The following is a 15,151-nucleotide window of genomic DNA, read 5'->3' on the forward strand; positions in this document are numbered from 1 at the left end:
AAAAAAAAAATATACACTTAACTTTTCATTGCTGCCACTTCTTTTAACTTTTGGAATAGCATTAATAAATTTTTTAAGAATAGATCAAGTAATGGTTTTATATATCATGTATACATTACTGATCATTATGTTATTTATTTTCTTAAATTTAATGTATAAAATTATAGAAAATTATAGAAACAGAGAATCGGTTCAATTAGAAGAATTATATTACGTATTAAGTGAACTTCATTTACTCATATTGCACAGCGAAAAAAAGTAAAACTCTAAAGTTAAAAGAGAGTATAAAAAGATGCGCTAGACAGCACTTCTCAGACTATAGACATAACTCCCGGTTCATTTCGTGTGAACCGGGAGTTTTGCGTATCTTGGTCTATGAGTCTCTCTAACCGAGCCTTTACGTGGCGCGTTGGTGTTCTTCCATATCCAACGCATGCTATGGTTCTCTTTTGCGTCCGCGAAGACACGTTAGGTCATCTCTTTTCGTCTTCTGTAGATTTCGCAGACCAGTTCTTTGTGTCGGAGGTCTTCGACCTCGTCCAGGTAGTGTGGCCAAAGGTGATGCTCGATGACTCGTCGATGGATGCGGCTCGTCGTGCATTCAGAGAGCAACGGGCAAGTCGCGCAGATACCCGGTTCAGAGAACACGGTCCGGACGAACGGATTTAATCCATCGAATGCATAGTCATCAAGTAGCCGCTCGTCCATCACGCCTCATCCCTTTCGAGAAGAGCATTAGGCTTCATCATATTGCTTAGTTTCTAGACTATATTTTGAATATGCACGCTCTTGAACGATTGAATCCTTATTGGAAATATGATTTAAATGGGTATTCAATTGATCCAAAGATAAAACAACACCCTCCCGCTCGATATGTTCTGCAATCCGTCGAGCGGGATTTTCAGTTTCATATCGTTTGAAGTACCGATGTGAACCAATGATCAGTAACTCACGCTTTGTACGCGACAGCGCAACATTTAAACGGGCAGCATCAGAGAAGAATTTCGTTTTCTTTTTCGAGCGTGTCGTGCAATAGAGAATAATTTCTGCTTCTTCTCCTTGAAAACGGTCAACAGTATCAATTTTGATACGCCCCTCATTCAATAAAGTCTCCAATTGCGAGCATGCTTTTACTTTTTTGGTAAGTAACCTTTTTTGAGCTCTATAAGGAGTAATAACACCTATGGTATCCGATCCTGTTAAGACAATTTTCTCTAAAATATTTTTTACTACGGTAGCTTCTCGCTCATTACTTAGAGGTTTTTCATTTTCAAAATAATCGCGATCATCTCCTAAATCGAGCCAAGTCGTCTCGTGTGGAAAATGAATAGACTTTTTGTTTAAGGTACTCTCTCCACTTAACAAATCATTCTCATAGAACAATGAACTAATTAACTGTCCAAGTGAAGTCGGCATTCGATACTGTGTACCTAAACGCTGTTTCGCGTGGATCGGTGTTTCTAAATACAGCCGTTCGAACAAACTTTTCTCAATGAGCTCATCTCTAATTTGTGGTTCTTCCTGCGAAAGTAAACCATCTCTGTCTGTAAGCAACGCAGGCATCGTTGGCGGTAGCTGCAAATGATCACCAATTAAAATGGCTTTTCGTGCTCGGATGACCGGTAAAAGCATTTCTCCGGGCAGTGCTCTTCCTGCCTCATCAACAATCACTAAGTCAAACTGTAGCTTGTCAATCCCAATCCGTCTTTTGGCAAGTCCGACACACGTCGCACCCACAATCTGTTTCGATTGGAGAATAAGTGTCGCAATAGTCGCTGAATCTTCTTTGTCTAATTCTTCACGCCAATCCAACAGTAACGGTGTCAAAGTATCCGGTACTACTTTTTCAGCAATACGTTGTCGATACGATCGCTCAACCTCTTCAAAACTATAAGGGAATAGATCACGCTGCATCTTTTCTTCACTTCCACATCGAACTAGACTCGATGGATAATGATCGATAAAGTCTACCATTACATTATCTACAGCAACATTGGATTGAGAAGTAATTAAGATTCGATCATGGGGATTTAGTTTTAGATGCTGACGGACAATCTCCTGGATAACCGTAGTTTTACCACTTCCCGGGGGTCCTTGGATCATATATAATGATTCGGCACCGAGTGCGGTTTCTACGATGTTACGTTGCCTAGCATTTGAAGCGATGTGCGGATTAAAGTAGTCAGAAGTTTCAATGCGTATAGGTTCAATTGGTGGAACTTGCGTAGGATCAAGCATTAATTCATGGAGACTCGATGACGCCACATTGCCTTGTCTAAATTCCCGTATCGCTTGAAATTGTTGTTGTTCGGCATAACTGCGTCCTACGTAATACAATTGAAAATCATCCAAGTCATTCGTTAACATCACTTCTCCAGGCTCAAGCAATATAGTCATATCTTCCTCACGAATATTGACTACGCGTTCACCATATCTAGGGTGTTCCATCATCATGTATTGCCTATGGCGAAATACGGCTTCAGGACTATCCAGAAATTCTTTTAGATTTTTCGAGTGAGAAAAGCGCAAGTAGACTTTCTCACGTCGAATCGAATGGTCAAATGTTTGATTGATCAACTCGACCTGTTCTTTAAACGGTCCTTTTCGACCAATTGAAAAACTCAACCGCTCCATTAGATCAGTCCATTTATTGTAATATAGTCGCGTAGCAACCGCTTTTTGAATAATCCGTTGTTTACGAAATTCAGATTCTAAATACAGTTGCACGTGAACCGTTGATTCACTCAATAAAGGATTGAGCTCAATCATTTGCTCCCATTCCGATTCATCTCGAATGTGGAAGGTAAATTCACTCACGACAAATACTTCTTCAGCACGAATCAACTCTTCTTCAGATAACTCTCTCAGCAATCGAAAATAACGTGGTATTTGTTGATCATCTTTTACTAGCTCAACAAGTAAACCCACTTCTGTAGACAGCTGCATGCGAAAGTATGGGGTATCTGCATAAGGTGCGATTTTCCACTCCCTAGAGGTAAATGAGCCATCACGTTTTGATAATTCTTCAGTAAACGTAATCGATGATTCAGTATCAGGGACAGCTAATGCCACTTCATCTAACTGCAGTAGATTTAAGCTCCTCACAAATTGTTCCGTTACGCGAGGATTTTTCTTACCTTTAAAGAAGTTATAGTCTACTTCAAGTGGATAAACGATCAGTTCCATCTTCGGTTGAGGTCGCCCGCCTAAAGGCTGAATCAATTCATAGTTTGGAAGAGACAGTTCGATTCCATGATAAGATACTATAGATTCATGTCTCACATTTTTGATTACCTGTACATTCAATCCTGAGAATTGTGAATTCTCTAGATGCTCTTTAAAGTATCCATAGCCAACAGAAGCTGTCCATAATCGTCCACCCTGTGAAAACCCCGTTAAGCAGAGCGGGACAACTTGATTGTTTTCATAATCTAGCACTCTCTCATAATCTGCCTTGCTTACATCGAGGTTAAAACTAAATAGACCTGACTCGAAATTTGTATTTTCGAGAATGTCTTCTCTCTTCACATAAAGAAGTTTCCCTACATATGGGTAATTTTCAGGTAACGTCAATTCAAATTCAAAAGGTGGAGTCGTTGTCGATTTAGCTTCCTCCATACTTCTTACATATCGATTAAGATAATTGACGTAAGCATTCATTTTGGCCAATGCTTCTTCAAATTCATACAACATTTTGGTAATGGCATGTGAACGTAGTTGCGTAGTCTCTCCTCGTGTATCACGACGAATATGATATAGCTTTGTTTTTTCTGCTTGAAACGTATGGATCTGTTCGATGAAAATTTCTTTTCGTTCTTCTGCCGAACAGATCAGATGACTAAAAAGATTTCCGCGAAGCTCTCTTGATTTTTTCCATTCTTCTCTCTGCTGAACTTCAAATTCAGCTTTTTGCATAGCTTCTTCGAGAGAAGCACCATCTTCTTGAAATAATTTGGCTAATGCATCAACGTCTTTTCGAAACAGTGCTTCTTTTTGTTTTTGGCGCGCTTCTTCTTTTTTTATATCTTGAGTTAAATCTCGTTGTTTTTCACGTTCCTGCTCAGATGCTTCTCCATTTAAGAAGTCAGCTGCGGACGATAATAGAATCGATCCAACAAATAGAGCACCAACAATCACCGGGACCGGAATCATTTATGAAGCGAGACAATTTTCTCGCGAATATCACTAATTTCTTTTAAGAGTGCTGACTTTTGTTCTTCAGTTAACGAATCAGACAAAAGTTGAACTCGTAACAGTCGATAATCCTCTTCCAAAAACTTGATACTCAACTGCTTTTGATTTTGGTTTTGGATTTCTAACATTCGTTCTTCCATTCGTTCTTCGTGCTCTTTCTTAATTTTGTATTTTTCGTTATCTAGCGCCTTTATTTTTTGCTTATATTCATACTTATTTTGTTGTGCTTCTTGATTTATTTTCGAGATATTTTCATCGACGTTTGCCTGATGTTTTTTTAAATTATGTTCAGATTCTAATCTGGTCGTCTTATTCGTTTCTTCAATGTCTTTGATTTGAGTCTTGGATTGCCTTTTAATCGATTCATGAGCTTGTTTAGCTACGTATGCGTTTGAAATGTTTTTTGAAACATCCGCAATAGCATCTACTCCTTGACCAATCAAGTTTAACTTTTGAGCTGTATGGTCGGCTAACTGACCACCTGTTTTTGCGGGTAAGTTACTAGATCCTTTTGTTCCATTACTTTTAGTCATGTTTATTCCTCCTATTTTTATTCAAATCATGTTCATGGCCGCATTTTTGTGCATTACCTGAAGTTTTCTGATGTCTTCTTCGAGCTGATTTACTTGATGCATGGTCTTTATGGCTGCATCTCCAAATTGACGATCAATGATTTTTTTCCACCACACTGCTTCATCTTGTAATAAAACAATAGAAGAACCAATTAAATCTAGTTGTTCCTTTGTCAAAAGCAATTGTTGCCTAAACTCTTCTGCTTTAGTATTCAATCTTATTTTTTCAAGACGAACTGATTTTTTACGTTGATCTTCGAGCTGCTTTTCCATGGACTGCAGAGCCCTGATACGCGCGGCCCGCTCTCTATCAAGACTTTCTTGAAACTGTTTCTTTTTGTCTTCTAACTCTTTTGCATTTTGAATATTTCGCTCTTCCCCTTGTAAAATTACTTTCTCTAGTCGGTCTTCTAAATCAATCGTAATCTTCCTAAGTTGATCGTATTCATATAATGCAAAACCAAATCGTGTTGCTTGAATAGCAAATTCAATCGCTTGATGCGCTACATTAGAAGATGGCTTTGCTGCTCCCATAAACCTGCCTCCAAATTTAAGACCAGCTTTCATGTGCGACCTCCTGATTCATATACTCTTCAAGCCACGATACGGGTATTTGTTTGACGGCGTAATAAGAGTCATATTCTACTTCAAACATTTCCATATCATACCCTTTCTCAAATAACTCTTTTTGAAAATGAATGAACAGTGCTGACGAGCGATTAGTTCCTAAAGATTTTTCACCATTTTGTTGACTCATCGGTGGAGCTTCCCTTGAAAAGGATCCTGTTTCTTTATCCATATACAAGGATGTTTCTTTAAAACGTTTATACATATCTCTTTTTTTCAAGAGACTGTACGCTTCATTGCTTAACCAGTCGGGTCGCTCTTCGCGAAAACGTTCAAGCTGTTCCCATTCATCCGCTGTTATCTGTTGAAAAAGAGAAGGCTCTTTTAAATGGATCGATTCGATTAAGTAATGTAAATCAAAAAATGGTCCCTCCAAAATATTTGAAGACGTTTCTATGAGCAAAGAAGTGTCAATAATCTCCTCAAAATAGGTTGGAATTGCTCTTAATATGAACGGTCTGACGTGGGGTTTAGTTCCTTTTTGAAACTGCAGCTTTACAGTAAGCTGTTCCGCTTCAAGCTGTTCTATCACTTCTTCTGGAGGCCTGGTTGCTTCAATCAATTTCAGTGTGTTGAATGGATTTTCTTTTTGATATAATGAAGGAGTCACCGTCTTTTCAATTTCGACCAGTGTTTCAAGATGGTTTTCAAATAGCACTCTATCATGATCTACATCAAAAAAAATATCCCACCCTCCAGAATCCAATTGTTCTGAGACAATTAATCGTTTATATAATTCATTCCCATTCAGCGTAAGAACAAAATTCTCTTCTACTTCTTCTAACATTCCTCTTCTGATTAACCAATCTGCCTGTTCCCGAATAACGCTCTCACTCAAATCGGTAACTTTCATAATTTCTTCAATTGTCGCACCTTGTGCTGCCCCTTTAAGTAAAAGTCTTAGAACAGGTCCAAGCTCAGTTTTGAGTGTCGAGGTAATCAATAGTTTCCCGAGAAATCCTACTATTTCGATTTTCATAGGTTCAGGTAACTGTCTAATCCACATCATTTCACCTCATGACCTTCATTAATTTTTTGACTATGTTAGTCTAGGTACCATTTCCAACGTACCCACACAATATTCGATTCCTCAAGACATAAAAATTTGGCAAACTCTTCTTTAACCATATACAAATAGTTGTAGTCATTATCGAGGTCCCCAATCATGCAACCTGCTGCAAATTGATGGCAGTTATCTTGAAGAAGGTGATATTTTCTTCTTCCTGACAAGTTTTTAATCGCTTCCTTAGCTATGTTCTCATGTCCTATTGGAATCATTTGATGCTTCATGACCGGAATGAATATATCTTTATCCACACTAAGAATGTTATTTGTGAATTCTTTCAATTCAACCTTTCTAATTTCCCCTTTTCCATTTAGTTCAATAATATTTTTGTTACCAATATATATACCAGAGTGTTCTGCTGTACCTAGTTGACAGTAAACTAATGATCCGACTGTAGGTTCTTGTGTAAAGTTATATGATCTATTCAAAATTGAAGAGTGTCTATGAATAGAAGTTTTTTCAGTTGTCCATAGCATGGGTGCAACGATATTTTTTAAAATCTTTTTATTTGATTTCGTAATTTTAATTTTGTTTAAAAATTGTTGATTCATAATATACCCCGTTCTATTTTTTTCGATAACTTACTCAAATTAAGAATAATGATATATAAAAAGGATAAAAATACATATATAAAGAAAATGAGTTTAGTTACAAGGAAAATTATACTATATCGAGCCTTTGTTACCTAGGCAATAAAATGATAAGGGAACTCTTAGTAGCTCATATAATTTTCTCGACACTCGTTAAATACAATCGAATGCATTTCAAACAAAAACACCATTCAGCCGAATGGTGTTCCTCGCGTGGAGCTAGACACGCCCACGTTCTTGCTTTTGACGTTGTCCTTACGCTCCGTGCCTCCCGTTAGAAAGGTCCAGGAACATAGAGATGCGTGTTAAAGTAGCTCTTGTTATCGGGCCGTCAGGGAGGCAGCGGTGCGATGAGCGACTTCGCCACAAGGCGCTAGACGCTCACGCATGAGCCCGAATTAATATTCCTTCTCCCGTTTAATACATATTATTGATGCTTTGACAGATTTTTTGAGAAGTTTTGACATGAAGAGATTATTATTTTTTCTGCATCATAAGACGAACTTCGGTCATTTTTCACCCAACATACTTCGCCTATCTAATCAAGACACGTGCATTGTGCTAGACAATTTAAATAACACTATATTGTATGGGCAACTTAGATGCTTACAGTCGCAATATGTCATTTAGGTTAGCTTCATAGAGATCTGCCTTAATGAATATTGCCCCGTGTAGGTCAGCCTTGGTTAAATCAGCGAAGCGTAGATTAGCATCAACTAGATCGACATGGCTTAGATTCGCTTCAACTAAATTAGCGTCACTTAAGTCTGCACCATTTAGTATTGTGCCCCGTAGATCAGCATTCGCTAGATTCGCTTCAACTAGATTAGCGTGACTTAAGTCTGCTGCATATAAACTTGCGCCGCTTAAATCTGCGTTATATAGTCTTGCACAGTTTAGGTCAGCATTCGTTAGATTGGCTTCACGTAAATATGCGCTCATTAGGATTGTGTTGTGTAAGTCAGCATTTGTTAAATTAGCGTAGCTTAAGTTAGCTATACCTAGGTCAGCATAGTGTAGTCGTGCGAAGCTTAGATTGGCTTCGATTAAAGATGCGCCAATTAGTTCAGAACGATATGCATGTGCACCTCTTAGATCTCCACCATCTAGTGATGCGGCAAGTAGGTTCGTTTTAAATAAATTGGTTTTTCTTAAGGTTGCATCTGTTAAATTAGCGTGACTCATGTCTGTTTGATGGATGTTAGCGAAACTGAGGTCTGCTTCAATTAGACGTGTGTAATTTAGGTTGGCTTCAACTAAATCGGCTTCAACCAGTCTTGCGCCCGTTAGGTCCGCTTTAGTTAGATTCGCATGGCTTAGGTCAGCGGCAACGAGGTTAGCAGAATGGAATCGTGTACCACGTAAATCTGCTTCAATGAAAGACGCGCCAGTTAATTCTGCATAATCTAATTGTGCATCCCTTAGGTCTGCGCCATTTAACGATGTGGCAAATAGGTTCCCGCTAGTTAGGTTTGCTCCTTTTAGATTCGCATGGTCTAAATTCGAGAAGCTCAGATCAGCGTGATGGATGTTAGCAAACCTAAGGTCTGCTTCAACTAAATTTACGTGCCTTAGGTCCGCGTCACTTAGGTTTGCGCAACTTAGATTCGCATAACTTAGGTTGGCTTCAACGAGATTGGCATCGTTTAAGTTGGCTTCAACGAGATTGGCGTGATGTAAGTCTGCGCCATTTAGTTTTGTGCCGCGTAAGTCAGCTTTCGTTAGGTTCGCATGGTGTAGGTCAGTGTCAACTAGGTTAGCGGAATGGAATCGTGCTCCAGTTAGATCTGCCTTGATTAAAGATACACCAATTAGTTCGGCACTATCTATGTATGCATCCCTTAGGTCTACACCATTTAACGATGTGGCAAGTAGATTCGCTTTGGTCAGATTTGCTCCTTTTAGATTCGCTTTGGTTAGATCAGCAAAACTCAGATCTGCATGATTGATGTTAGCAAAACTAAGGTCTGCTTTCCTTAAATTCGCGTGCCTTAAGTTAGCGTCACTTAGATTAGCACCGCTTAAGTCAGCGCGCTCGCCACCTACTTCTTTGATGAGCCATTTTCTATGCTTAGTTAGGATGTCACTGAGTTGCGAAGGGGTCAATTGCTTCATTAGTGGTTACTCCTATAATTTTATCGTGTTACACACTGATCACATCGAAGAGAATTGCTTTTTTGTCACAGTATCTCAACAAAAAACAGTAAAAACCCATATGTTGAGGGTTAGACCTTCTCGATAGGTCCATTATAGTCGATGCGATAGTATCGATATAGAGGAATAAAATACTTTCCGAATGAAAAGACCATGCCTCTACTGCCTAAGAAAAAATCCTCCACACACACCTAATTATTAAGCAACTACTCGTCTATCATGTCTGATCCTTTTCAATTTTTATCTTCCGTTTCCTAATATCTATATTTATGTGATTTACATCTCGCTCAACAACTCCTCAACCATTCATCAGAGAAAAAATGTATACATATATACCCATCGACAAGTATACATGTATACATTTTTAAATAATCAGTTATGTACTTGAAGCATGTTCGTATTGAAGAAGATCGTCATCTGTTTCAATCGTTCCCCTTCTCTCACTTCACAAAGGATATCCATGCTTACTAACTCGAAGGCCTCAGGGTCGATGTCCATCCGTTCAGGAAGTCTTCTAATCAATACCTCTTTCATTTCTTTGATCGTTTGCTGGTCCAATGTGTGACTCATTTGAATCATCCTCTCCTGTTGATAGCTCAACAATACCTTGAATCTGACCTCTCAACATCACGGCTTATTTCATATAAGCCCAGGGCTTGTTTGAAACTAGCCCTGGGCTTACGTAGGAAAAACGACCATTTTCACCAAACAAGCACCTTTTTTTCATCAATCCAAATATCGCAAATACACATTCATGAAAAGACAGAGCAACGCGAGGCGTTCTCTTACCAAGGAAGAACGTGCGTTTTCATCTTTTTGTTCATCGCCTTTTGGCTGACGCTACAATTTTTATAAATTATAAAAATCTGTTCTTCGAATGTGTCCAATATCTCCGGTAGATCATAAGATCATCAATGAAATCATCCTTAAAAGACACGGAGAAGATATGGTTCTGACCGATGACTAGTGTCGCAGTTACAATTTTCTTCACGTGTAGCGGCCAACTTGAACCATATCGTCACCCTGTTACAACAAAAATAGCCTGATACAATTAAATGTATACAGGCTACAGGATTACTTATTGGCCTTGTCTAACTGATTCGATATTCGTCTATGTTTATTCGGAGGAATGAAAATTCCATATTGCTGTATTTTCCATTTTCGCAATCGTCAGACAGCCTAAGACTCGAGGGGAATAACGATCATTCTCCTCTGATCATGAGCTCACCTCATTCATCGAAGATTAGAAGTCTTTCGATTCTTCTCTTCATCGGTTAAGTCGATGTAGAAGCCTAGGATCGAAACATACTTTATAGTGACCGTCCCACCGGTGCGTGTATAAAATTCCCTCTCATAATTCTGCCAGATGTAATATCCGGTCTCACTATAGCTTTTAAACTTCAGCTCCCCATACTCTTCGCTGTAATAGGTGATTTCCTCAGCCGGATACATGCCATGATTAAGCTTTAAAAAGCTCCCTTCTTTGGTAATGTCTATATATGTCTGAAGCAGAAAAGCAATGATTATAATCGCGATTATCTTTCTTAATATTGTCATTATTTTTTAGCTCCAATCGTGAATTCATCATTCCACTTCCACTTGTCTGACTTAGGAAAAGGAAAGTCTACTGAGACAGGCCCTAGACTGACCGAACCTGAAGGCGAGTACCATGGGTGATAGTAGTAGCCAATAAGACTGGCAAGTTTCCCTCTTTCTGTCTTGCTATAGCGTACCTCGACCTTCCCATGCCCGATGGCATAATCCAACTGAACATTAGGAAACTTCTTCCAATCCAACAGGAATTTAGATGAATTCAAGCTCGAAGTTTCATAGGACAATTTATAGTTGTACTCATTTTTATAAGTGGAACGAACAGTCATACCGCTACCTCGATTAGAAGCTACCAAAGTCCCACGCTCTTGAAACGCTAAACCGAATTGGTCTTTCGTATAAGCGTGCCAAGGTTTTTTGTCCCATCTAAATGCCGAGTACAACATATATCGATATTCCCTAGGTGTTTCTCCGATATATGTTACATAAGTCTTTCCGCGGAAAGAGTTTACAGTTCTGTCCCATTTTGTCGGACTTCCAAGACCACTGCTCGAAATGCTCATAGTTGAAAGTGTATTCCCCTCGGCTGGAGAAAGATTTTCAAAATCATCGAACGAATCACCTTCAAGGGTGATCACTGAGTCGTCTTCTTCACTTACCGGTCCAGAAAACTCCACATCAGACGTTTGGGAGTCAACGTACGTCCCTTGGTCATTCAAAATATCTTGCTTCAATTCTAACGGCATCTCATTCAATGTTTCGGTATCGAATCCTTTTTCTAGTAATTGTTGGTTGACCTTATCTTCCATATCCGTCACTGAACCTTCGTTCAAAAAGGTCATCTCGTCGCTCGATGGGATTGTCGCAACCGTGGCATCAGAGACTGGGGAGTACCCATCTTCCAAAGACGCCCTCACATAAACATAATAGTTATTGGAATTGCGATAATCAATACCATTATTTATTTCCCAAGATTTTGTATACAGGTAGGACGGTTCATCCGCCAATTCCTGGCCAGTACCATCTTTTAAGAAATCAATCCTCCCATCGTCCAACTGTTCCAACGTCGGATAGATTTTTTTGCCTTTTGTCGTCCAGCTCGTTGAAGTCACAGGAACATCCCATGTTGCATATTGGTGACCATTGAACAAAAAGAGTTGATATTTCTGGGCATACTCTACCGGATCCCAGCTCACATTTAAGTAGCCAGTCCCATCACCATTCGTAAAAGCCTCGACTTCAGGTGCGACCATCTTTGGATGGTCAGCGACTACTTCCTGGTCTAGTATAATCTGAGGATTCGGCTTATCAAATATATTTACGTCATCAATCGCCTCATTAGAGCTCAATCCATGATATCGACTATAGTCATATGGGCTCAGTGCGGTGTTTTCTGCACGGTAACTTTGAATCTTGATTCGATAATTTGAATCGGAACTGTCTTTATCTGTTTTTTTATAGGTTACAGAGGGATCGACCAATAGCTCTCTCCCATCCTCCATGGTCCTTAAATCAATACCCTGGTTCTCCAACGGCCAGATTTTCTTGTCCTTTGAGGTCCACCTTGAGACATCTTTAGGTAGCCGAGATACTATTTGATATTCCTTTCCATTGTACATAGAAACCAAATAGCCCGCGGCTTCCTCGTCAGTCTCCCATCTCGATTGAATATAAGCTTTATCACCATCTACATTGACCCCGGTATGTTTCGTCGTCAGTGCAGAAGTCGGTAACCATACACGTGTGAACGGGGAAGGGCTGCTTGTTCCTTTTGAAGACTTTGCCACCACCTTAACAAAATAATTGGTGGTATTCGCATATTTAGTTCCACTTAATCTATATAGTTTCCGAGGGTCCTTACCTAGGTTCACGCCATCGTTGTTCAATCTGAAAACATTCGTGTTTCCGACTTTCACATTCTCAAGTTGTGTCGGGGACGGATAAATGAACTTATTCTCACTTGTCCATTGCGTCGTATTACCTACAGGGATGTTCTCATAATTATTTCCATTGAAGATTTGGAGGTCATAAGAGGTCGCACCCTCAACCTCATCCCATTCCACCGTGAAATAACCGTTCTCATCAGTTTCATCAAGTCCAGTTTCTTTAACCACTGGTGCCGAAGGGGTATCCGGGACGATCCCATCCAACACAGGTTTTGTAATTACTGATGGGGTACTAGATCCTAAATTATAGTCAGCGATTGCCCTGAACTGAAAAGCTTTTGACGAAGTTGCAACTCCCGAACTTGTCGAGTACATAGGAGAGGGATTCATAGGCAATTCTTGTCCGTCACCGTTTCTAAATTTTATCCCTCCTGACCCACTGTCTCGTACGTTATATTGTGTGGATAGAGGCCAAATTTTTTTACCTTTGGTTGTGAAGGAAGTCGCCGTGCCATTGTAAATTGTCTGCCACCCTTTACCGTCAAACATCTGTAAGCGGTATGAAGTCGCCCCTTTGATAGAGGGCCAAGATAAATCAATATATCCTGTTGTAGCACCAGCTCCGGTCGGAAAAGAATTAGACTTCAATGCCTGCATCTGAGGATAAGAGTAAGTGACAGAAAGATTGGTCACATTTTTACCATTCTCCCCTGCAGAGAGTTGCTTCCAATGCGTCATCTCATTTCCATTTGTGTGAAATTTAAAACCATAATCTACACGTTTCCCAGACACAATTTCTTTCACAGCATTCGTCACGTTGAAAATGGCCCAACTATTTCTTGCGACCGTAGTCGACGCGATTCCTGTAGAGGGAGGTCTCGTGTTCCAAGTCACATTATTCTCTGACCACGGACTAGCTACTTTATCGACCCATAATCCAGTTTTTGTGGTCTCATAATAACTCCAGTTCACGAATGTTTTGAGATTGGCAGATGTAATATCTGCTCCCACCAGATTGTCTAGGGAGTACAGTTTAACCAAAGCATAGTTTGTCCCTGTCGAGGAGTCGTACTTCCCTACCCGCAGTACATACTGCCCTAGTGCTGAATTCCAATATTGATTATGCCCTTTGTCGGGAGCCACACTGGATACGAACGTATCCAGACTCGCACTCTTTATAAGTGTTGGGTCGATATAGACAGGGTAACTTCGATCTTGTTCCAACCAATCTGAGGTCGGAATGAGCTTAACTTCGTAATAATCGTCCCTTTTGGTCAATAGGTACTCAATGTCATAATTCAACTCGGAATAACCACTTCCCGTAGAAACCTTGCTATCACTCATTTGTGGTGCCGGCATCTCGTAAATCTTTTTGCCTTGAATGTCAGATAGAACCAAATCCCCTGTATCGTTGAGAGTAGGGATCAAGCTTGTTTTCAGTTTATAATTTATACTTTTTAACCCTTTGACTGGCTTATTTAAGATCAGATCCTCTTTGACCTCGCTATTTAGGACGATGTGCCGAAGATCTACACCATCCAAGATGTCAGGGTAAGTTATGACATTATCAGACACTCTACCAGTTGACGCTTGTATTGATTTTAACCCTTTGACCGTCTCGATTCCGATCAAAGAAAACTCTACCATTTGATTCTCGTTATCACCTACCTCAATGAACGAATCGGTTGGCTCAAACTCTTTAGAAAACTTGATGTCAAGCTTTGTCTCTTTCGTCACAAATCCACCCTTGCCGTCTGGTGTCAATGTAGGGTCAATGGCTTTCCAACCATCTTGATCCTTCACTTGCACGTCGTGCTCATAAGCCGTCAATTGATATTCATTATTAGCTTTTGGGGTGACGATTATGTTGCCATTTCCTAACTCATCAACCTGACTATCCACAGCATCTGTTATCGCATCATCATCGATATCAGTGGATATAGTCTGACCCTCATTTTCGGCCTTAGCCTGATGCATTTCTCTGACTTCGATTAGTGGAACCAATAATATACCTGTGATTAATATAGGAATAAATTTGTGCTTGTAATTCAAAACTGCTTCCCCTTTTATTTTTATTTTTCTAGCAAATTTAATAATAATATATTTTTAAAAAAATGAAACATATTTCTAATAAAAATGAAAAATTTTAAAAAAGTAAAATCATAATAGTAAAAATGACCATTTTATTGAAAAAACCTATTTTAGTTAATCTTTTTAAGAATGATGATTTCTCTATCGATTTTCAATTACAGAGAAGTAAATCTAGATTGTTCATCTATAAAGTGACTACAGGTGGACATCCTTTTGAGTAGTGAATTGTTTAGAATGGACCCATATCCCGTATAGATATACTTTGATGATTGGACACTCTTCTGCATATTGATAACGCTCAGGGTAAAGCGAGTTTCAATTTTCATCGATCTCTTCGTCCCATTTGTTGATCTAAAAATACCATTCATTTGAATCATTTTCTCCTATCGATAGCAATGATTCCTCGAATCGGAGGACTCG

The 15,151-nt window shown here is 39.4% G+C and carries 10 protein-coding genes; 1 reads left to right on the top strand and 9 read right to left on the bottom strand.

All coding sequences use genetic code 11. The features are described from left to right. Positions 1-262 (top strand): hypothetical protein (locus OKS35_RS14215; protein WP_264093313.1); only part of this gene is annotated, 262 nt, incomplete at its 5' end. A gap of 206 nt (positions 263-468) precedes the next feature. Here OKS35_RS14215 and OKS35_RS14220 read toward each other — a convergent pair. From OKS35_RS14220 to OKS35_RS14260, 9 genes are all read right to left on the bottom strand, one after another. Further along, on the bottom strand, positions 469-708 hold the full coding sequence (locus OKS35_RS14220; RefSeq protein ID WP_264093314.1) for a hypothetical protein: 240 nt from the start codon (positions 706-708) through the stop codon (positions 469-471). Positions 709-735: 27 nt separating this feature from the next. Next, positions 736-4,137 (bottom strand): AAA domain-containing protein, encoded by a 3,402-nt coding sequence (locus tag OKS35_RS14225; protein ID WP_264093315.1) that lies wholly within the window; start codon positions 4,135-4,137, stop codon positions 736-738. A gap of 11 nt (positions 4,138-4,148) precedes the next feature. Further along, a complete protein-coding gene (locus OKS35_RS14230) occupies positions 4,149-4,727 on the bottom strand; it encodes a hypothetical protein (RefSeq protein WP_264093316.1) in 579 nt (192 codons plus the stop codon). 21 nt (positions 4,728-4,748) lie between these two features. Beyond that, positions 4,749-5,333: a hypothetical protein gene (locus OKS35_RS14235; protein WP_214776045.1), complete on the bottom strand. Its 585-nt coding sequence runs from the start codon at positions 5,331-5,333 to the stop codon at positions 4,749-4,751. Next, entirely contained in the window at positions 5,317-6,399 is a 1,083-nt protein-coding gene (locus tag OKS35_RS14240; RefSeq protein ID WP_264093318.1) for a hypothetical protein, read from the bottom strand. The genes OKS35_RS14235 and OKS35_RS14240 overlap by 17 nt, the downstream gene beginning before the upstream one ends. Before the next feature lie 38 nt (positions 6,400-6,437). Further along, positions 6,438-7,010: a lecithin retinol acyltransferase family protein gene (locus OKS35_RS14245; protein ID WP_264093319.1), complete on the bottom strand. Its 573-nt coding sequence runs from the start codon at positions 7,008-7,010 to the stop codon at positions 6,438-6,440. 645 nt (positions 7,011-7,655) lie between these two features. Continuing rightward, positions 7,656-9,164, bottom strand: coding sequence for a pentapeptide repeat-containing protein (locus OKS35_RS14250; RefSeq protein ID WP_264093321.1), 1,509 nt, complete (start codon positions 9,162-9,164; stop codon positions 7,656-7,658). A 411-nt stretch (positions 9,165-9,575) separates the two neighbouring features. Then, positions 9,576-9,773 (bottom strand): hypothetical protein, encoded by a 198-nt coding sequence (locus tag OKS35_RS14255; RefSeq protein ID WP_264093322.1) that lies wholly within the window; start codon positions 9,771-9,773, stop codon positions 9,576-9,578. 986 nt (positions 9,774-10,759) lie between these two features. Then, positions 10,760-14,692, bottom strand: coding sequence for a DNRLRE domain-containing protein (locus tag OKS35_RS14260; RefSeq protein WP_264093323.1), 3,933 nt, complete (start codon positions 14,690-14,692; stop codon positions 10,760-10,762). Positions 14,693-15,151: the final 459 nt, after the last annotated feature.

Source organism: Exiguobacterium sp. N5 (assembly GCF_025842465.1).
Classification (GTDB): Bacteria; Bacillota; Bacilli; order Exiguobacteriales; family Exiguobacteriaceae; genus Exiguobacterium; species Exiguobacterium profundum.

What these genes read in the sequence shown, in the direction of transcription:
- OKS35_RS14230 (WP_264093316.1), bottom strand. Translation starts at nt 4,727, where the DNA reads ATGACTAAAAGTAATGGAACAAAAGGATCTAGTAACTTACCCGCAAAA.
- OKS35_RS14255 (WP_264093322.1), bottom strand. Translation starts at nt 9,773, where the DNA reads ATGAGTCACACATTGGACCAGCAAACGATCAAAGAAATGAAAGAGGTA.
- OKS35_RS14250 (WP_264093321.1), bottom strand. Translation starts at nt 9,164, where the DNA reads ATGAAGCAATTGACCCCTTCGCAACTCAGTGACATCCTAACTAAGCAT.
- OKS35_RS14220 (WP_264093314.1), bottom strand. Translation starts at nt 708, where the DNA reads ATGGACGAGCGGCTACTTGATGACTATGCATTCGATGGATTAAATCCG.
- OKS35_RS14235 (WP_214776045.1), bottom strand. Translation starts at nt 5,333, where the DNA reads ATGAAAGCTGGTCTTAAATTTGGAGGCAGGTTTATGGGAGCAGCAAAG.
- OKS35_RS14240 (WP_264093318.1), bottom strand. Translation starts at nt 6,399, where the DNA reads ATGTGGATTAGACAGTTACCTGAACCTATGAAAATCGAAATAGTAGGA.
- OKS35_RS14245 (WP_264093319.1), bottom strand. Translation starts at nt 7,010, where the DNA reads ATGAATCAACAATTTTTAAACAAAATTAAAATTACGAAATCAAATAAA.